The sequence below is a fragment of the Pyxidicoccus sp. M6 genome (assembly GCF_055568925.1).
This window is the reverse complement of record NZ_CM145714.1, coordinates 3,869,140-3,888,594: the sequence shown is the minus strand read 5'-3', so window position 1 is coordinate 3,888,594 and position 19,455 is coordinate 3,869,140. Positions and strand designations below refer to the sequence as shown.

8 protein-coding genes are annotated in these 19,455 nt (G+C 72.1%); 5 read left to right on the top strand and 3 right to left on the bottom strand.

Translation table 11 applies throughout. From position 1 onward, the window contains the following. Nucleotides 1–28: 28 nt before the first annotated feature. The gene (locus ACVTJA_RS15440) at nucleotides 29–601 is read right to left on the bottom strand and encodes a hypothetical protein (RefSeq protein WP_465837135.1); all 573 of its coding nucleotides are present in this window, start codon (nucleotides 599–601) and stop codon (nucleotides 29–31) included. A gap of 189 nt (nucleotides 602–790) precedes the next feature. Between ACVTJA_RS15440 and ACVTJA_RS15435 the strand changes: the two genes are divergently transcribed. Next, nucleotides 791–1,351: a DUF2378 family protein gene (locus tag ACVTJA_RS15435; protein ID WP_465837134.1), complete on the top strand. Its 561-nt coding sequence runs from the start codon at nucleotides 791–793 to the stop codon at nucleotides 1,349–1,351. A 27-nt stretch (nucleotides 1,352–1,378) separates the two neighbouring features. Beyond that, nucleotides 1,379–2,473, top strand: a complete 1,095-nt coding sequence (locus ACVTJA_RS15430; protein ID WP_465837133.1) for a hypothetical protein — start codon at nucleotides 1,379–1,381, stop codon at nucleotides 2,471–2,473. A gap of 19 nt (nucleotides 2,474–2,492) precedes the next feature. Here ACVTJA_RS15430 and ACVTJA_RS15425 read toward each other — a convergent pair whose 3' ends face one another. Next, complete coding sequence (locus ACVTJA_RS15425) at nucleotides 2,493–3,185, bottom strand: hypothetical protein (protein ID WP_465837132.1); 693 nt, start codon at nucleotides 3,183–3,185, stop codon at nucleotides 2,493–2,495. 368 nt (nucleotides 3,186–3,553) lie between these two features. Continuing rightward, entirely contained in the window at nucleotides 3,554–3,991 is a 438-nt protein-coding gene (locus tag ACVTJA_RS15420) for a DUF2383 domain-containing protein (RefSeq protein ID WP_465837131.1), read from the bottom strand. A 501-nt stretch (nucleotides 3,992–4,492) separates the two neighbouring features. Here ACVTJA_RS15420 and ACVTJA_RS15415 point away from each other — a divergent pair. The 3 genes from ACVTJA_RS15415 to ACVTJA_RS15405 are packed head-to-tail and all read left to right on the top strand — an operon-like array spanning nucleotide 4,493 to nucleotide 19,440. Next, nucleotides 4,493–9,964 (top strand): amino acid adenylation domain-containing protein, encoded by a 5,472-nt coding sequence (locus ACVTJA_RS15415; protein WP_465837130.1) that lies wholly within the window; start codon nucleotides 4,493–4,495, stop codon nucleotides 9,962–9,964. A 57-nt stretch (nucleotides 9,965–10,021) separates the two neighbouring features. After that, nucleotides 10,022–14,737, top strand: coding sequence for a type I polyketide synthase (locus ACVTJA_RS15410; RefSeq protein WP_465837129.1), 4,716 nt, complete (start codon nucleotides 10,022–10,024; stop codon nucleotides 14,735–14,737). Between the two features lie 44 nt (nucleotides 14,738–14,781). After that, nucleotides 14,782–19,440 carry a type I polyketide synthase gene (locus tag ACVTJA_RS15405; protein WP_465837128.1) on the top strand — a complete coding sequence of 1,553 codons (4,659 nt, stop codon included), beginning with the start codon at nucleotides 14,782–14,784 and terminating at the stop codon, nucleotides 19,438–19,440. Nucleotides 19,441–19,455 lie beyond the last annotated feature (15 nt).

The window sequence follows — 19,455 nt, the reverse complement described above, 5'->3', positions numbered from 1 at the left end:
CGCGCGAGGGCCTCGCGCTGCCCCCAAGTCACCCCGTGGCGCGGCGCTCGGCGCGTGCGCCCTGGACACCCAGTCCCAGCAGCTTCGAGTAGTGGTCCAGCCGAGCCCGGAAGCGGCGCTCGCTGCGGCCCCAGTACAGGAGGACGGAGCGGGACGCGTCCTCGCCGTGGCACAGGTGGATGCCGAACTCGTCCTTCGCGCCAAGCCAGTCCGGATGGTGCCGGTGCTCGGCGCGCAGGGCCGTGTAGTGCGCCAGCGGCTCGTTCCACGTCCTGTCGCGCAGCACTCCGCCGCCGAGCTGGCGCACCTGCGAGGACGTCACCTCCACCTCCAGCCGCGTGAGGACGCAGCTCAGCGTTCCGGACACGCTGAACAGCCCGCCGAGGAGGAAGATGATGGAGAACCACCAGTTCTCCAGCATGGCACTGAGGGACAGCCCCTGGTCCACCACGTACGCGGTGGGAATCACGCAGAACCACGTGCCGAGGAGCAGCGCGTAGACGACGTCCCCCAGCAACGGCCGCCAGATGAAGCGCAGCGGCAGGTGGTGGCCCATGTCGACGCTCGGGGGAGCGTGGGTGTTCACCTCGAAGAATTGCATGGGCGGCGCCTCCTCTTGCATCGGGGGGATGAAGGGTCGTCCTTGCCGTGAAGCGGACCATGCACGCGGGGCGCGTGTCCAGTCAGGGACCTCCACTACGCGCCGCGTGCGTCCACCGCTCAACCACCCGCCAGGACACGTGCGCGGGACTGGCCTCGGGAGGTGGGCTCTGGGAAGAATGCGCGCCACATGAGCACTGAGCGCGTCATCTTCGGCAACACGGTGGACAGCCTCTACCGCAGGACGCTCGAAGCGGACATCCCGCCCGAGCTGCGGGCACGGCTGAAGACGCTGGGCGTGGACCTGGATGTGCCGCTGCTCGCGGCCTACCCCCATGCCGTCTGGGTACGCTGCCTGGACGAGGTGGGCCGCACGCTCCACCCGGACGTGCCGCTGGACCAGGCCCGCCGCCGGCTCGCCCGCCGCATGATTGAGGGCTATGCCCAGACGCTCATGGGCGCCGCCGTGCTGGCCATGGCGCGAGTGCTCGGGCCCATGCGCTCGCTGGGGCGGATGACGCACAACTTCCGCAGCGGCAACAACTTCACCGAGACGCGCCTCACCCAGCTGGGCCCCAACGTCGCCGACCTCTGGTTCAACGAGCCCGAAGTCACCGAGGGCTTCGTCGAGGGCGTCCTCGAGGAAGGCCTCCAGCGCATCGGCGTGCAGGGCCTCACCATCGGCCGGGACCGCCACGGCCCCGAGTCCTGCACCTACCGCGTCCAGTGGGACGACGCGTCCGCCCGCTGACATCTCCCCTTCCGGAAAGCCCCTGTCATGCCCCGCCTCATCGACACCCTTCCCACGCTGTACCGGGACCTCCTCCCCTCCTTCTTCCGACAGGACGTCCCGGAGGAGGCGAAGGCCACCTGCGCCAACTGCGCCATGTGCAAGGAGAACGCGCAGGGCGCCGTCGACGCCGTGGACGGGGTGAGCCGCTTCTTCCGGCCGGACACCAAGTGCTGCACGTACGCGCCGCGCCTGCCCAACTACCTCGTGGGCGCGCTGCTCTCCGACGAGCGCCCGGAGCTGGCGGAGGGCCGGCGCCGCATGGAGGAGAAGCTCGAGAGCCGCATCGGCGTGACGCCGCAGTGGGTGCGGCCGCCGGCGAAGTTCCACTTCCTCTACAAGAACGGGCACCAGTTCTTCGGCCGGGCCGCGTCGCTGCGCTGCCCCTACTTCGCGGTGGAGACGGGCGGCTGCACCATCTGGCCCTACCGCGAGGCCGTCTGCTCCACCTTCTTCTGCAAGTACGTGGCGGGCGCCGACGGCCGCAAGTTCTACATGTCGATGAAGACGTACCTCACGCTGGCGGAAATCCAGCTCTCCCGCTGGGCGGCGTTCCAGCTCCTGCCGGACTACGTGCTGTCCGGGAAGGACCGCGCGGAGACGCAGGCCGCGCCGCTGAGCGTGGAGGACCTGGACGACATCGCCCCTCCCGCGAAGGCGTACGCGGAGCTGTGGAAGGAGTACGCGGGCCGCGAGGCGGAGTACTACCGCGCCTGCCACCGGCTGGTGCGCGAGCTGCCCCCGGACGGGCTGGAGAAGCTGCTCGGGCTGGACGGCACCATCGAGCTGAAGACGCTGGAGAAGCTGCACGACACCGCCGTGTCGCCGAAGCTGCCGCGCACCCTCAAGTTCAACCCCGACGCCACGGTGCAGTGGATGCAGGACGGCAGCGTCGCCCTGGGCGCCTACAGCGACTACGACGCCCTGGCCCTGCCCGGCGAGGCGTACGGCCTGCTGGTGGAGTTCACCGGCCGCGAGCCCGTGGACGCCGTGCGCCACCACCTGCGCGAGCACAAGCAGGCGGACCTGTCCGAGGACGTGCTGCTGGAGCTGTACCGCCACCGCATCCTCGTGGAGGCGTGAGCGACGGCTACGGCTACGGCTACGGCTGTCCGGCCAGCGCGCCCAGCTCGCGCAGCAGCCGGACGGCCGCGTGCGTCTGGCGCCAGGCGAAGACGGTGCCGGCGAGGTGCTCGGCCAGCCACGCGCAGAAGCCCGGGTCTCCCGCGCCCAGCCACGCGGCCCACTCGGACAGCTCGCCCTCCGTGGCCTCCCAGGCGCGGCGGTAGGCGCTGGCCGCGGTCATGACCTCCGACACCGCGTGGGTGAAGGCGTCCAGCACCGCGCGCAGCTCCAGCGGCGCGCCGGGCTCGCTGCCGCGCGACTCGCGCAGCCGGCCCACGTGGACCAACAGCCCCTGCTCCAGCGCGGAGGCGGTGCCCAGCCGGGCCTGCGCGCCGCGCGACAGCAACTGGAGGTCCTCGCCAATCTCGCGCAGCAACTCCTCGTTGGAGCGCGCCACCGGGCGGCCCAGGCGCGTGCAGACGGCCTGCCAGAGGTTGCTGTAGCCCAGGAGCTCCGCCACGCTCCGGCGCACGTGCGGCGGGACGCGGTCCAGGAAGTCGAGCGCGCACGTGCGGGCCGCATTCACCAGGACGCCCGCCTCGGGGCCGCCCTTCGTCATTTGGAGGAGCCGCCACGCCCACTGGAGCGCGTTCTCCGTGGAGCGGAACAGCCCCTCGCAGCCCACGCCGAGCGCTCCCGCGTGGCTCGTGTCCACGAACGGCGAGGCCATGACGGCGGGCTCCCAAACGGGCTCCGAAACGGGCTCCGAAATGGGCTCGGCGACGGGCTCAGGCGACGGCTCGGGCTGGGGGGCCGTGTCGGCGGACTCGGGGCCGCGGTCGTCCGTGCGCCGATCGGACCCGGAGCCCGAATCGCGTTCCGACGAACGGCTGTCCAGCCACATGCCGCGCCTCCCGAAGCTCAAATGGCAGACTCCTGGTATCGCATGTCGCCCCCCACAACCTCCAGACCCCTCCCCCGCGGGGCTGGGATGGAAGGGGGGCGCGCGGGGATTCAAGGGCCCCGGGGCCTATCGGAGGTCCCCGGGGCTTCCGGAAGGTCCGGAAGCGTCCCGGACCTGACGTGACAGGTTGCCCGTCAGTGCAGGGTGCGCTTCAGGCGGCTCATCCGGTCATGGGTCCGCTTCTGCGCGGGCAGCAGCTCCATCCGGGCGAAGCGGCGGGCCTCGCCGTGCAGCTGGTCCACGTCCCGTTGGTAGTCGTTGAGCCCGTGGTCCTCGCCCTCCTCCAGGGCCTGGACGGCGGCCTTCTCCCCCAGCGCGTCCGCGCCGGTCTGGATGAGCTTCGCGAAGCCGCCCCACAGCCCCGAGTCCTCCGCCGGCTCGCCGCCGAGCTTCCGGATGCGGTCCTTCAGCTCCTCCACCCGGTGTTCGTGGTCATGCCGGCAGTCCTCGATGGCGGTGCGAATGCGGTCGTCCGAAACGTGGCCCATGGCCTTGCGATACGTCTCCACGGCCGAGATTTCGCCTCGGAGGAAGGAATTGAGCGTGTCGACATCCTTGCCGGTATTCGCCATGTCGGCCTCCTGCTTGAGCGTGGTACCGCGCAAAGGTGGTGCCTTCCGTTTCCGGGTCCAGGCCCGCTCGCCCGCTCGCCCAACCCCATGGGGAGGATGGCCTGTTTGTCCGGCTGCCCTGTTTGCAAGAATGCGCTCGGACTGTGAATATGCGGCGCACGCGACGTCACGCGCGACCCACACCCCGGCCATGATGCGACAGCCTGCCCCACACCCGACCGCGGCCCGGTGCCGTGCCTTCCGTTCCCCTCCCCGCGCACTCCGCGTCGCAGGCCGGCGCCGGAGCCCACGCGTGAGCGCCACGGGAAACCAGGGATGTCAGAGGCGCCAAGGAGGCTTCACCCGTCGTCACTCCCCTTGAGCCTGTTTCATCTGTTCTAAACGGCCTGTCTCAACTATCGGGCCCTCACGAGAAGGCCCACTCATAGGGCTTCTCGAACAGCACCTGTCTCCCAGGGAAACACGGTGCTGGTACCGCGATACATCTTTTCAGGAGGCGTCGTGCCTACCGGTCTTCCTTCGGACCTGGATCCCCGTTGTGACACGCTTGTCGAGTTGCTCCGCTTCCGGGCGGACAAGCAGCCGGGCCAGCGTGGCTTCACCTTCCTCGTGGATGGCGAGGAAGAGGAGCTCCACTTCACGTACGCGGAGCTGGACCGGAAGGCGCGCGCCATCGCCGCGGCGCTGCAGGCGCGGGGCGCCCAGGGCCAGCGGGCCCTGCTGCTGTACCCGCCGGGGCTGGACTACATCGCGGGCTTCTTCGGCTGTCTCTACGCGGGCGTCATCGCCGTCCCCATCTACCCGCCGGACCCGATGCGCCTGGGCCGCACCCTGCCCCGCCTGCTGGCCATCTGCCAGGACGCGCAGGCCACCGTCGCCCTCACCACCGACTTCATCCTCGGCATGGGGGAGATGCTCTTCGAGCAGGCCCCGGAATTGCGCGAGCTGCACTGGCTGGCCACGGACACGCTGGACGAGTCCACCGGCGAGGCGTGGAAGCACCCCGGCGCGAGCGCCAGCACCACCGTCTTCCTGCAGTACACCTCCGGCTCCACGTCCTCGCCCAAGGGCGTGGTGCTGAGCCACGCGAACCTGATGCACAACTCGAAGCTGATCCACGGGTGCTTCGGGCACTCGAAGGACAGCCAGGGCGTCATCTGGTTGCCGCCGTACCACGACATGGGCCTCATCGGCGGCATCCTCCAGCCGCTCTACGGCGGCTTCCCGGTGGTGCTGATGTCGCCGGTGGACTTCCTCAAGCGCCCGCTGCGCTGGCTCAAGGCCGTCTCGCGCTACGGCGCCACCACCAGCGGCGGTCCCAACTTCGCGTACGACTTGTGCTCGCGGAAGGTGACGCCCGAGGAGCGCGCCGCGCTCGACTTGAGCAGGTGGGACCTGGCCTTCAACGGCGCGGAGCCGCTCCAGCCGGAGACGCTGCGCCGCTTCGCCGAGGTGTTCGGCCCGTGCGGATTCAAGATGGAGGCCTTCTACCCGTGCTACGGCCTGGCGGAGGGCACCCTCATCGCCTCGGGCGGCCTCAAGCACGAGGCGCCGGTGCTGCGCACGGTGGACGCCGCCGCGCTGAAGGGCCACCGCGTGGAGCCGTCCGAGCCGCAGCGCCCGGGCGCGCAGACGCTGGTGGGCTCCGGCCGCAACCTGGACGGGCAGCGGCTCGTGATTGCCCACCCGGAGACGGGCACGCCGCTGCCGCCGGGGAGTGTGGGTGAAATCTGGGTGAGTGGCCCCAGCGTGGCGCAGGGATACTGGAACCGTCCCGAGCAGACGGCGACGGCCTTCGGCGGGAAGGTGCCGGGCGACGACGCGCGCTACCTGCGCACCGGCGACCTGGGCTTCCTCGACAACGGCGAGCTGTACGTCACCGGCCGCATCAAGGACCTCATCATCATCCGCGGCCGCAACCACTACCCGCACGACATCGAGCGCACGGTGGAGGCGCTGAACTCCGCGCTGCGTCCGGGCTGCGGCGCCACCTTCTCCGTGGAGAAGGACGGCGAGGAGCGGCTGGTGGTGGTGCAGGAGGTGGACCGCCGCGCCGTGGAAGCGGGCAGCGTGGACCTGGAGGCCCTCTCCACCGCCATCCGCCAGTCCGTCGCCGAGGCGCACGAGCTCCAGGTGTACGCGGTGATGCTCATCCAGGGCGGCAGCCTGCCCAAGACGTCCAGCGGCAAGATTCAGCGCTTCGCCACCCGCGCGGACTTCCTCTCCGGAAGCCTGGAGGTGCTGCACCAGAGCATCCTCGACGCGCCGGCCGCCGCGCCCGCGGCCCCCGCCCGCACCGAGCAGGCCGCGCCCGCTCGCGAGGCCCAGGCTCCGGCTCCGGCCGCCCCGGCGCGCGAGCCCAGCTTCATCCAGAAGGCGCTGACGGCGGTGACGGACGCGGGTGCGCGCCGCGCGCTCCTGTCCGTGTTCCTCCAGGAGCAGGCCGCCGCGGTGCTGCGCCTGCCCGCGTCACAGGTGGACGCGAAGAGCCCACTCCATGTGTACGGAGTGGACTCGCTGATGGCCATCGACTTCAAGAGCGCGCTCGACGCGGGGCTCGGCATCGACGTGCCGCTGGGCGGCATCCTCCAGGGCGACTCGCTGGAGAAGCTGGCGGACACCGTGCTGGCGCTGCTCTCCGCGCCGAAGTCGGAAGCGTCGGGCCCGGCCGTGGCGGCGCACGAGAGCACCGGTGATGCCCCGCTGTCCGGCGGCCAGCAGGCGCTCTGGTTCCTGCACCAGCTCGCGCCCGGCAGCGCCGCGTACCACGTGCCCGTCGCCGTGCGCGTCAAGGCCGCGCTGGACGTGGACTCGCTGCGCCGCGCCTTCGAGACGCTCGTCGCGCGTCACCCCGCGCTGCGCACCACCTTCGCCATGACGGCGTCCGGCCCGGTGCAGCGCATCCACGCCGAGCTGCCGCTGGACTTCGAGACGGAGGACGCGAAGGGCTGGGACGACGCCGCCCTGCGCGAGCGCCTGTCCGAGGAGGCCCGCCGCCCGTTCGATTTGGAGGCCGGCCCGCTCCTGCGCGTGCGCCTGTACTCGCGCGCGGCGGACGACCACGCGCTGCTGCTGGCGATGCACCACATCATCACCGACTTCGGCTCACTGGCCGTGATGGCCGAGGAGCTGGAGGCGCTCTACCCCGCCCTGCGCACCGGCAAGGCCGTCACGCTGCCCAAGCCCGCGCGCACCTACGCGGACTTCGCGCGCTGGCAGGCGGAGCTGCTGGCCAGCCCTCGCGGCCATGCGCTGGAGCGCTACTGGCGCGAGCAGCTCGCCGGCCCGCCGCCGGTATTGGATTTGCCCACGGACAAGCCCCGTCCGCCCGTACAGGCGTACGCCGGCCGCGTCCACACGGAGCGGCTGGACGCGCAGCTCACCGCGTCCCTCAAGGCGCTGGCGCGCGAGCAGGGCGCCACGCTGAACATGCTCCTGCAGGCGGCCTTCCAGGTGCTGCTGCACCGCTACACCGGGCAGGAGGACTTCACGGTGGGCGTGGTGAGCGCGGGCCGTCACCGCAGCGAGCTGACCTCCGTGGCGGGCTACTTCGTCAACCCGCTGGTGGTGCGCACGAAGCCCACGGCGGCGCAGTCCTTCACGGACTACCTCGCCTCCACGCGGCGCACGGTGCTGGAGGCGCTGGAGCACCAGGACCAGCCCTTCAACGTGCTGGTGGACAAGCTCCAGCCCGTCCGCGACCACAGCCGCTCGCCGCTGTTCCAGGTCATGTTCGTGTACCAGCGCGCCGCGCGCCTGGACGAGCGCGGCCTGACTGCGTTCGCGCTCGACTTGCCCGGCGCGAAGTCGGAGCTGGCCGGCCTGCCGCTGGAGTCGCTGCCGCTGGACCACGGCGGCGCGCAGTTCGACCTCACGCTGACCATGGGTGAGGCGGCCAACGCGCTGGTGGCGTCCTTCGAGTACAACACCGACCTCTTCGAGGCGGGCACCATCGCCCGCATGGCCGGCCACCTGCGCACGCTGCTCGCGGGCCTGGTGGCGGACCCGCGCCGCGCGCTGGCGGACCTGCCGCTGCTGCCGGAGACCGAGGCGAAGCAGCTCCTCCAGATGCAGTCCGGTCCGCGCGTGTCGCTGGACGGCTCGCTGCTGCCCGCCCTCTTCGCGGCGCAGGCGGCGCGCACGCCGGACGCGGCGGCGGTGATGTTCCGCGAGCAGCAGCTCACCTACCGCGAGCTGCGCCAGCGTGCGGGCTTCCTCTCCGCGTGGCTGCGCGAGCAGGGCGTGGGGCCGGGTTCGGTGGTGGGCCTGTGCCTGGAGCGCTCGGTGGAGATGGTTGCCGCGGTGCTGGGCGTGCTCTCCACGGGCGCGGCGTACGTGCCCATCGACCCGGCGTACCCGGTGGAGCGGCTGGCCTTCATCCTCTCCGACGCGGGCACCCCGCTGCTGCTCACCCAGTCCTGGCTGCACGGCCGGCTCGCGTCGCACGCGGGCGGCGGCGCGGTGCACGTGGTCAGCCTGGATACCGAGCTGGACTGGAGCGCGGCGGCCTCGGCTTCCGTGCCGGAGCCCGTGGCCGTGCGCGCCGAGGACCTCGCGTGCCTCGTGTACACGTCCGGCTCCACCGGCCAGCCCAAGGGAGTCATGCTGGAGCACGGCGGCCTCGCCAACCTCGTGCGCTCCTTCGTGGAGTCGTACGCGCCGGGCGAGAAGGACCGGATGCTGCCGCTCACCTCGGTGGCCTCCGCCAGCTTCGTGGGCGAGGTGCTGCCGCCGCTGTGCACGGGCGCGGCGCTGGTGCTGCCCACCGAGGAGGAGGTGCTGGACGCGGAGCTGCTCTTGGGCCTCATCGCCCGGCACCACATCAGCATCGTCAGCACGGTGCCCGCCGTCATCGCCGGCCTCAACGCGCGCAAGGACACGCTGCCGCCGGTGCGGCTGGTGCTCAGCGGCGGCGAGGCGCTGGTGGCGCGTGACGTGGAGGCGCTGCTGGACACCACCACCGTCGTCAACGGCTACGGCCTCACCGAGACGACAGTCTGCTCCACGTACCACCACCTGCGCGCGGAGGACCTGCAGGGCCGCGCGTGGATGCCCATCGGCAAGCCCATCATCAACACGGACGTGTACGTGCTGGACGCGCGGCGCCGGCCCGTGCCGGTGGGCTGCGCGGGCGAGCTGTACGTGGGCGGCCTGGGCGTGGCGCGCGGCTACTGGCGCAGGCCGGAGCTGACGGCGGAGCGCTTCGTCGCCAACCCCTTCCGTCCCGGCGAGCGCATGTACCGCACCGGCGACATGGCCCGCTGGCTGCCCGACGGCGTGCTGGAGTACCTGCACCGCGCCGACGACCAGGTGAAGATTCGCGGCTTCCGCATCGAGCTGGGTGAAGTCGAAGCCGCCGTGCGCCGCCACCCGGCCGTGCGCGACGCCTTCGTCATGGCGCGCGAGGACGTGCCCGGTGACAGGCGCCTCGTGGCCTACGTGGTGCTCTCCGAGCCCGCGCCCACCAGCAGCGACCTCCACGGCTTCCTCGCGGAGACGCTGCCGCCGTACATGGTGCCGTCGGCCTTCATGACGCTGCCCGCGCTGCCGCTGTCGCCCAACGGCAAGGTGGACACGCGCGCGCTGCCGGTGCCGGAGGGCGAGCGTCCCGCGCTGGCCGCCGCCTACGCCCCGCCGCAGAGCGAGCTGGAGCGGCGCATCGCCGCCATCTGGCAGCAGGTGCTCAAGGTCAGCGAGGTGGGCCTGCACGACAACTTCTTCGAGCTGGGCGGCAACTCCATGCTCATCGCCCAGGCGCACCGCCGCCTGCGCGAGGAGCTCGGCGCCAACCTCGCGCTGGTGGACCTCTTCAAGCTCACCACCGTGAGCGCGCTGGCGCGGCACCTCGGCAACGAGGGCGGCGCCGATAACGCTCAGGAGCAGGCCCAGTCCATCAAGGACGAAGCCCAGCGCCGCCGGGAGGCCATGGGCCGCCGTCAGCAGGCCGCGCGGGGACGTGGGACCCGCAAGTAAGGATTCACGCAAAGACTTCCAGGCCGCTTGGGGCGGCCAGCAGGGACGACGACTTCAATGAGCACCGAGAACGAGAATGAGGGCGGGGGCTTGGAGGGCATTGCCGTCATCGGCATGGGGGCACGGCTACCGGGCGCGAAGACGGTGGCCGAGTTCTGGAAGAACCTCACCGGCGGCAAGGAGACCATCTCCTTCTTCACCGAGGAGGAGCTCATCGCCGAGGGCATCGACCCGGCGATTGTGAAGGCGCCCAACTACGTGAAGGCGGGCGGCGTGCTCGGCGACGCGGAGATGTTCGACGCGGCCTTCTTCGGCCTCAACCCGCGCGAGGCGGCGTTGATGGACCCGCAGCACCGCGTCTTCCTGGAGTGCGCGTGGGAGGCCATGGAGGGCGCGGGCTACAGCCCGGAGCGCCAGCCCGGCCGCGTGGGCGTGTTCGGCGGCATGAGCATGAACACGTACCTGCTCAACAACATCTACGCGCACCTGGCCCACGTCGCGTCACTGGAGAGCCTCCAGGCCTCCATCGGCAACGACAAGGACAGCCTCACCACGGAGGTGGCCTACCGGCTCAACCTCAAGGGCCCGGCCGTCACCGTGCAGTCGTCCTCGTCCACCTCGCTCACGTGCATCCACTTCGCCTGTCAGAGTCTGCTGGCGTACGAGTGCGACGCGGCGCTGGCCGGCGGCGTGTCCATCCACTTCCCGGAGAAGGCGGGCTACCTCTACTACGAGGGCGGCACCACGGCTCCGGACGGCCACTGCCACACCTTCGACGCCAAGGCGCAGGGCTTCGTCGCGGGCCACGGCGCGGCCGTCATCATGCTGAAGCGCCTGGAAGACGCGGTGCGCGACGGCGACACCATCTACGCGGTGGTGAAGGGCTCGGCGTGCAACAACGACGGCTCGAACAAGGTCAGCTACATGGCCCCCAGCGTGGACGGCCACGCGGAGGCCATTGCGCTCGCGCAGGCGGTGGCGGGCGTGTCGCCGGACACCATCGGCTACGTGGAGGCGCACGGCACCGCCACGCAGGTGGGTGACCCGATTGAAGTCGCCGCGCTGACGCAGGCCTTCCGCCAGGGTACGGACGCGAAGCAGTTCTGCGCGCTGGGCTCGGCGAAGACGAACATCGGCCACCTGGACTCCGCCGCGGGCGCGGTGGGCTTCATGAAGACGGCGCTGCTGCTGCACCACAAGAAGCTGGTGCCGCACCTCAACTACGACACGCCCAACCCGGCCATCGACTTCGCCAACAGCCCCTTCTTCGTGAACACGCAGCTGCGCGACTGGCCGGCAGGCGCCACGCCCCGCCGCGCGGGCGTCAGCTCGCTGGGCATGGGTGGCACCAACGCGCACGCCGTGCTGGAGGAGGCCCCGCCGCTGCCTCCCACGGACAAGCCGCGCCGCCCGGCGCAACTGCTGCTCCTGTCCGCGCGCACGGATACCGCGCTGGAGCTGGCGACGGACCGGCTCGTCTCGCACCTGAAGGAGAACCCGGACGTCTCGCTGGCGGACGTGGCCTTCACGCTCCAGGTGGGCCGCAAGCGCTTCGGCAAGCGGCGCGCGGTGGTGGCTCGCACGGTGGCGGACGCGGTGGAGGTGCTGTCCTCGCGTGAGCCGCAGCGCGTGCTCTCCGGCGCGTCGGACTCCGCGGGCCGGCCGGTCATGTTCCTCTTCTCCGGCCAGGGCTCGCAGTACGTGGACATGGGCCGGCAGCTCTATGAGACGGAAGCCGGCTTCCGTGCCGACGTGGACGCGTGCGCGGAGAAGCTGAAGCCGCACCTCGGGCTGGACTTGCGCACGGTGCTCTACCCGCCCGCGGGCCAGCAGGAGGCCGCGGCCGAGCGCCTGAAGCAGACGGCCCTCACGCAGCCCGCCCTCTTCGTCATCGAGTACGCGCTGGCCCGCCGCTTCATGGCGTGGGGCGTGAAGCCGCGCGCCATGCTGGGTCACAGCATCGGTGAGTACGTGGCCGCGTGCCTCGCGGGCGTCTTCTCGCTCGACGACGCGCTGGCGCTGGTGGCCGCGCGCGGCCGGCTGATGCAGGGCATGCCCGCCGGCACCATGCTGGCCGTGTCGCTGCCGGAGTCCGAGGTGACGGGCCTGCTGCCGCCTACGCTGTCGGTGGCGGCGGTGAACAGCCCCAGCACCTGCGTGGTCGCCGGTCCGGTGGACGCGGTGGAGGCCTTCGCGGCGCAGCTCGCGGCGCGGGACGTGCCCACCACGCGGCTGCACACGTCGCACGCGTTCCACTCGTCCATGATGGACCCCATCCTGGACGCCTTCCGCGAGGCCGTGCGCAAGGTGAAGCGCAACGCGCCGCAGGTGCCCTACCTGTCCAACGTGACGGGCCAGTGGATTACCACCGAGGAGGCCACCAGCCCGGACTACTGGGCGAAGCACCTGCGCGGTGCGGTGCGCTTCGCGGACGGTGTGGGCGAGTTGCTGAAGGACGCGGACGCCATCCTCCTCGAGGTGGGCCCCGGCAACACGCTGGCCACGCTGTCGCGCCAGCACCCGGCGAAGGGCGCGCATCACGCCTTCGTGACCTCATTGCGCCACCCGAAGGAGAGCCACGCGGACGTGGACTTCTTCCTCGGCGCCCTCGGCCGGCTGTGGCTCGCGGGCGTGGAGCCGGACTGGGATGCCTTCATCGACGGCGAGCGCCGCCGCCGCATCCCCCTGCCCACCTCGCCCTTCGAGCGGCAGAAGTTCTGGGTGGAGCCGAAGAAGGCCTCGCACTCCCCGGCGGCCGCGGCCCCCGTGGACGAGAGCGCGGGCGCGGACCAGAAGCTGGACGTGTCGCGCTGGTTCTACCTGCCCACGTGGAAGCGCACACTGCCGCTCGCCTCGGGTGAGTGGGCGAAGACGAAGGCCTGCTGGTGGCTCTTCACGCCGGGCCCGGACGGCCTGGGCGCGCAGGTGGCGAAGAAGCTGGCCGACGTGGGCCAGGACGTCATCACCCTCACGCCGGGCCCGCGCACCGCGCAGGTGGCCTCGCGCCAGTGGACGGTGGACCCGAAGGACGCCGCCGGCTACGCGTCGCTGCTGGAGACGCTGACCGCGCAGGGCCTCGCGCCGGACCGCATCCTCCACCTGTGGAGCGCGGAGCCGGAGGGCGCCTCCGGTGAGGCGGCGCTCGACTCGGTGCTGGAGCGGGGCTTCTCCAGCCTGCTCCACCTCGCGCAGGCGCTCGGCCGTCAGGGCGGCGCAAAGACGGTGTCGGTGGTGGCCGTCACGCACCGCATGCAGGCGCTCGCGGGCGAGGAGCCTCGTCCGGAGTGGGCCACGGTGCTCGGCCCCTGCCGCGTGATTCCGCAGGAGTACCCGCACCTGTCCTGCCGCTCGGTGGACGTCGTCCTGCCGAAGGCGGGGAGCTGGCAGGAGGGCGCGCTGGCGGAGGCGCTGCTCGCCGAGTGCGCCGCTGCTTCGCGCGCGGAGGCCGCCGTCGCGTACCGCGGTGGTCAGCGCCACGTGCAGTCCTTCGAGCCCGTGCCGCGCCAGGCGGTGAAGCCGGAGTCCCTGCCGCTGCGCGAGGGGGGCGTGTACCTGCTCCTCGGCGGCTTCGGCACGCTGGGTACCGCGCATGCGAAGGCGCTGGCTGGCAAGGTGAAGGCGAAGCTGGTGCTGGCCAGCCGCACCGCGCTGCCGGAGCGCTCCGGCTGGGACGCGTGGCTCGCCTCGCACGGTGAGGCGGACCCGGTCAGCCGCCGCATCCAGAAGGTGCGCGCGCTGGAGGCGCAGGGCGCCGAGGTGCATGTAGTCGCCGCGGACGTCGGTGACCGCGCGCAGCTCAAGGCGGCCGTGGACGCGGCGGTCTCGCGCTTCGGCACGCTGAACGGAGTGGTGTACGCGGCGGGCGACGTGGACCCGGCGCTCTTCCGCGCCATTCCGGACACGCGCCCCGAGGACGTGCGCAACCACTTCCGCAGCCGCATCCAGGGCGTCTATGCGCTGGAGGAGGCGCTGGCGGGCCGGACGCTGGACTTCGTCCACCTCGCCTCGTCGCTGGCGGCGGTGCTGGGCGGCCTGGGGCTGGCCTCGTACACGGCGGCCACGGGCTTCATGGACGCCTTCGCCGCGAAGCACACGCAGGAGTCCCCGGTGCCGTGGACGAGCGTGGGCTGGGACGCGTGGCGCTTCGAGGAGGGCTCGTCCTCGGCGCTGGCGGCGGCCACGCCGTTCGGCGCGCTGGCCATCTCCGCGGACGAGGGCGCGCAGGCCTTCGAGCACCTGCTCGCGCTGGGCCCGGTGGGCCACGTGGCGGTGTCCACCAGCTCCCTCTCCGCTCGCGCCGCGCGCTGGACGCGTCCGGAGCAGGAGGCCGCGAAGGCGGAGAAGCCCCAGGGCGCGCTGGTGCAACAGGACGCCGGAGCGGAGGACCGCACCCCGCGCCCCACGCTGCAGAACCCGTACGTGGCGCCGCGCGACGAGCTGGAGGAGACGATTGCCCGCCTGTGGGAGGCCACGCTCGGCATCTCCCAGGTGGGCGTGCACGACAGCTTCTTCGAGCTGGGCGGCAACTCGCTGGTGGGCGTGAAGCTCATCGCCCGCGTGCGCGAGAAGTTCGGCGTCTCCATCCCCGCCGTCAGCCTCTACGAGGGACCGACGGTGCACGCGCTGGCGAAGCTCATCAAGGCGGCCACCCTGCCGCCCGACGCGGCGCCCGCGGAGGATGAGGACACCAGCATGGACCGGGGTGCGCGCCGCCGCGCCCGCCGCGCCCGCCGGAGTGAGTCCTCCGAGGATGCATCCGAAGAAGAGACCTGAGCCGTAACAACCCGACGGACCCTCTTTCCGAAAAGTCAGTACCCATGCCTACCGACATCGCCGCCGACGAGCAGGACATCGCCATCATCGGCATGACCGGGCGCTTCCCCGGAGCGCCCGACCTCGACGCCTTCTGGCAGAACCTGCGCAACGGCGTGGAGTCCATCCGCGCCGTACCGGACGCGGAGCTGGAAGCGCTGGGCGTGGACGCATCCCTGCGGAAGGACCCGTCGTGGGTGAAGGCGTCCGCGGCGCTGGAGGGCATGGAGCTCTTCGACGCGGGCTTCTTCGGCTACACGCCCCGCGAGGCGGAGCTGATGGACCCGCAGCACCGCGTCTTCCTGGAGTGCTGCTGGGAGGCGCTGGAGCGCGCGGGCTACGCGCCCGAGAACTTCAAGGGCATCATCGGCGTCTTCGGCGGCGCGCCGACGAACACGTACCTGCTGCACAACCTGGTGCCCAACGCGGACCAGCTCAGCATGCTGGACCAGGTCCAAATCGACGTCGCCAACGGCGCCGACTTCCTGGGCACCCGCGTCGCGTACAAGTTCAACCTGCGCGGGCCCAGCTACTCCATCTCCAGCGCGTGCTCCACGTCGCTGGTGGCCACGCACGTCGCCGTCCAGAGCCTCCTCAACGAGGAGTGTGACATCGCCCTGGCTGGCGGCGTGTCCGTGCACGTGAAGCACCCGGAGGGCTACCGCTACCTGCCCGGCGGCATCGTCTCGCCGGACGGGCACTGCCGCGCCTTCGACGCGAAGGCGGAGGGCACGGTGTTCGGCAGCGGCGCGGGCGTGGTGGTGCTCAAGCGCCTCAAGGACGCGCTGGAGGACGGCGACTTCATCCACGCCGTCATCAAGGGCACGGCCATCAACAACGACGGCTCGATGAAGGTGGGCTTCACCGCGCCGAGCGTCGAGGGCCAGGCCGCCGTCATCAGCGAGGCCCTGGGCGCCGCGGGCGTGGAGCCGGAGAGCATCGGCTACGTGGAGGCGCACGGCACCGGCACGAAGATGGGCGACCCCATCGAAGTGCGCGCGCTCACCAAGGCCTTCCGTCCTCGCAAGGCCAGCGCGGCGGCCGCGGCTCCGACCGCGAATGCGCGCAAGATTCCCATCGGCTCGGTGAAGTCGAACATCGGCCACCTGGCGAACGCGGCCGGAGTGTCCAGCCTCATCAAGGCGGTGATGTCGCTGGAGCACCGCGAGCTGGTGCCCAGCCTCCACTTCGAGCAGCCCAGCCCGGAAATCGACTTCGACAGCACGCCCTTCTACGTCAGCGCGAAGCTGGAGCCGTGGCCCGCGCACCCGAAGCACCCGCGCCGCGCGGGCGTCAGCTCCTTCGGCGTGGGCGGAACCAACGCGCACATCGTCCTGCAGGAGGCCCCTGCCCTGCCCGCGTCCGGCCCGTCGCGGAAGGCGCAGGCGCTGGTGCTGTCGGCCCGCTCGGCCACCGCGTTGGACTCCGCGACGCGGCGGCTGGCGAAGCACCTGCGCGCGCACCCGGAGCAGTCGCTCGCGGACGTGGCATACACGCTCCAGGTGGGGCGGCAGCCCATGTCGCACCGCCGCGCGTTGGTGTGCACGGACCGCGACGACGCGCTCGCCGCGCTCGAGGCCGAGGGCACGCCGCGCTGCCTGACGGACGCGCCGCAGGTGCAGGACCGGCCGGTGGCGTTCCTCTTCCCGGGTCAGGGCTCGCAATACGTGGGCATGGCGCGCGGGCTGTATGACGCCGAGCCCGTCTTCCGCGAGCACCTGGATGCGTGCGCGACGCACCTGCTCCCGCACCTGGGGCTCGACTTGCGCACGGTGCTGTACCCGGACGCGGCGGGCGCGGAGGAGGCTGCGAAGAAGCTGGGCCAGACGGCCCTCACGCAGCCGGCGCTGTTCGCGGTGGAGTACTCGCTGGCGCGCCTGTGGATGTCCTGGGGCGTGAAGCCACAGGCCATGCTGGGACACAGCGTGGGCGAGTACGTCGCCGCGTGCCTCGCCGGTGTCTTCGAGCTGAAGGACGCGCTCGCGCTGGTGGCGAAGCGCGGTCAGCTCATGCAGTCGCTGCCGGCCGGCTCCATGCTGAGCGTGCAGCTCTCCGAAGACGAGCTGCGCCCGCACCTGACGCCGGAGCTGTCGCTGGCCGCCGTCAACGGGCCGCGCCTCACGGTGGTGGCCGGGCCTTCCGAGGCCATCGCCGCGCTCCAGTCGAAGCTGGAGCCGATGGGTGTGGGCGTGTCGAAGCTGCACACGTCGCACGCGTTCCACTCCGCGATGATGGACCCCATCCTTCCCGCCTTCACGGAGGCGGTGCGCGCGGTGAAGCGCAACCCGCCGAAGCTCCAGTTCCTGTCCAACGTGACGGGCACGTGGATTGAGCCCGCGCAGGCCACGGACCCGGCGTACTGGGCCCAGCACCTGCGGCAGGCGGTGCGCTTCGACGCGGGCCTGCGCGCGCTGGCGCAGAAGCCTCAGCTCGCGCTGCTGGAGGTAGGGCCGGGCACGACGCTGACCTCGCTCGCGCGGCAGCAGCCCGGCGCCGACACGCGCGTGGCCCTCGCCTGCACGCGGCACCCGCGCGAGACGAACGCCGATGACGTGACGGTGCTCGTCACCGCGCTGGGCAGGCTGTGGCTCAACGGCGTCCACCCGGACTGGGCGGGCTTCGCGAAGAAGGAGCAGCGCCGCCGGCTGCCGCTGCCCACCTACCCCTTCGAGCGGCAGCGCTACTGGATTGATGCGCGCCCCGGCACCGGCCTGAATGCCGTGCGTCCTTCCGCCACGGCGACGGCCAGCACCGCGTCGCCCGAGAAGAAGACCGACGCGGCCGACTGGTACTACGTGCCCTCGTGGAAGCGCGCGCCGCTGCCGCGCACGGCGGAGGCCGCCGGCCCCACGATGGGCGTGCGCAGCTGGCTGGTGTTCGCGGACACCACGGGCGTCGGGGACGCGCTCATCGCCAGGCTGACGGGCGCGGGCCCCGCCGTGGCGCGCGTCGTTCCCGGCACGGGCTTCGCCCACCTGAGCGACGGCAGCTTCACGGTGGACCCGAAGCGGCGCGAGGACTACGTCGCGCTGCTGGACGCGCTCGCACAGCAGGGCCATGCCGTCGGCGGCATCATCCACCTCTGGGGCATCCACGCGGGCAACGTGCTGCGCGAGGTGGCGCTGGACACGGGCCTGCACAGCCTCCTGTCGCTCGCGCAGGCCACGGGCGCGAAGGGCCAGACGGAGCCGCAGCCGTGGTTCGTGGTGGCCAGCGGGGCCGCGAACGTGGAGCGCGCGGACACGCTGGTGCCCGAGCTGTCGGCGATGCTCGGCCCCTGCCGGGTGATTCCCCAGGAGTACCCGCACCTCACCTGCCGGCTGGTGGACGTGGCCGCTCCGGGCCGGAGCAAGGACGCCGCCGCCCTGGCGGACCACCTGCTGTCGGAGCTCTTCAGGGGCGCGGCGGAGCCGGTGGTCGCCTGGCGCGGGCGCCAGCGCTGGGTGCAGACCTTCGAGCAGGTGCGGCTGCACGAGGACGCCGCGTCCAGCCAGCCGCTGCGGATTCAGGGCACGTACCTCATCACCGACGGCCTGGAGGGCCCGGGCCACGTGCTGGCCCTGGACCTGGCGAAGTCCCTCCAGGCGCGCCTCGCGCTGGTGGAGGGCCCGGGCTTCCCCGCCCGCGAGGAGTGGGCGCAGTGGCTCGCCACGCACGAGCCCACGGATGCCACGCGCCGCAAGGTGGAGGCCGCGCAGGCGCTGGAGTCCGCCGGAGCCGCGGTGCTGGTGCTTGATGTCGACGCGACGGACGCGGCCCAGCTCCAGGGTGCGGTGGCTCGCGCGCAGGAGCGCTTCGGCCGCATCGACGGCGTCATCCACGCGGCGAGCGGGCTGCGCGGCGCCATGCTGGGAGCCATCCAGGACCTCGGCCCCGAGCAGCGCGCCGCGCACTTCGAGCCCGGCGTGAAAGGCCTCCAGGCACTGGCCGCTGCCCTCCCCACGGACGGGCTGGACTTCGTGCTGCTCATGTCGTCGCTGTCCTCGGTGCTGGGCGGCCTGGGACAGGTGGCGAACGCGGCGGCCAGCGCCTTCATGGACGCCTTCGCGGAGGCCCGCACCGACACAGGCACCGTGCCCTGGCACAGCGTGGGCTGGGACGCGTGGAAGCTGGACGACTCCGCCGCCCTGGGGGCGCTCGCGAAGTTCGCGCTCACGCCCGCCGAGGGCGTGGACGCCACGCGCCGCATCCTTGCCGGCACGACGGGCGGTCCCATCGCCGTGTGCACGGCGGACCTTGCCTCGCGGCGCCGGCAGTCGGTGCGGTCCGCGTCGCAGGCCCAGGCCTCGGCCACGCCCGGCGGCCGCAAGGCCCACCCGCGCCCCGCGCTGTCCACGGCCTACGTGGCGCCGCGCAATGACCTGGAGCGAACACTCGTCACGGTGCTCCAGGGCGTGCTCGGCATCGACCCGCTGGGCATCGACGACAACTTCTTCGAGCTGGGCGCGGACTCGCTCCTCGCGGTGCAGGCCTCCGCCCAGCTCCGGCAGGCCCTCCAGGTGGAGGTGCCGGCCGCGACCCTGTACCAGCGCCCCACGGCGCGCTCGCTCGCGGAATTGCTGGGCGAGGGCGACGCGGCGGCCCGCGAGCGCGCGGAGAAGCTGGCGAAGCGCAAGGAAGAACTGAGCCGCCGCAACCAGTGGCTCCACCGCAGGCAGCGATAGCAGCGCGAGCGCGGG

What these genes read in the sequence shown, in the direction of transcription:
- ACVTJA_RS15440 (WP_465837135.1), bottom strand. Translation starts at nt 601, where the DNA reads ATGCAATTCTTCGAGGTGAACACCCACGCTCCCCCGAGCGTCGACATG.
- ACVTJA_RS15410 (WP_465837129.1), top strand. Translation starts at nt 10,022, where the DNA reads ATGAGCACCGAGAACGAGAATGAGGGCGGGGGCTTGGAGGGCATTGCC.
- ACVTJA_RS15405 (WP_465837128.1), top strand. Translation starts at nt 14,782, where the DNA reads ATGCCTACCGACATCGCCGCCGACGAGCAGGACATCGCCATCATCGGC.
- ACVTJA_RS15430 (WP_465837133.1), top strand. Translation starts at nt 1,379, where the DNA reads ATGCCCCGCCTCATCGACACCCTTCCCACGCTGTACCGGGACCTCCTC.
- ACVTJA_RS15425 (WP_465837132.1), bottom strand. Translation starts at nt 3,185, where the DNA reads ATGGCCTCGCCGTTCGTGGACACGAGCCACGCGGGAGCGCTCGGCGTG.
- ACVTJA_RS15420 (WP_465837131.1), bottom strand. Translation starts at nt 3,991, where the DNA reads ATGGCGAATACCGGCAAGGATGTCGACACGCTCAATTCCTTCCTCCGA.
- ACVTJA_RS15435 (WP_465837134.1), top strand. Translation starts at nt 791, where the DNA reads ATGAGCACTGAGCGCGTCATCTTCGGCAACACGGTGGACAGCCTCTAC.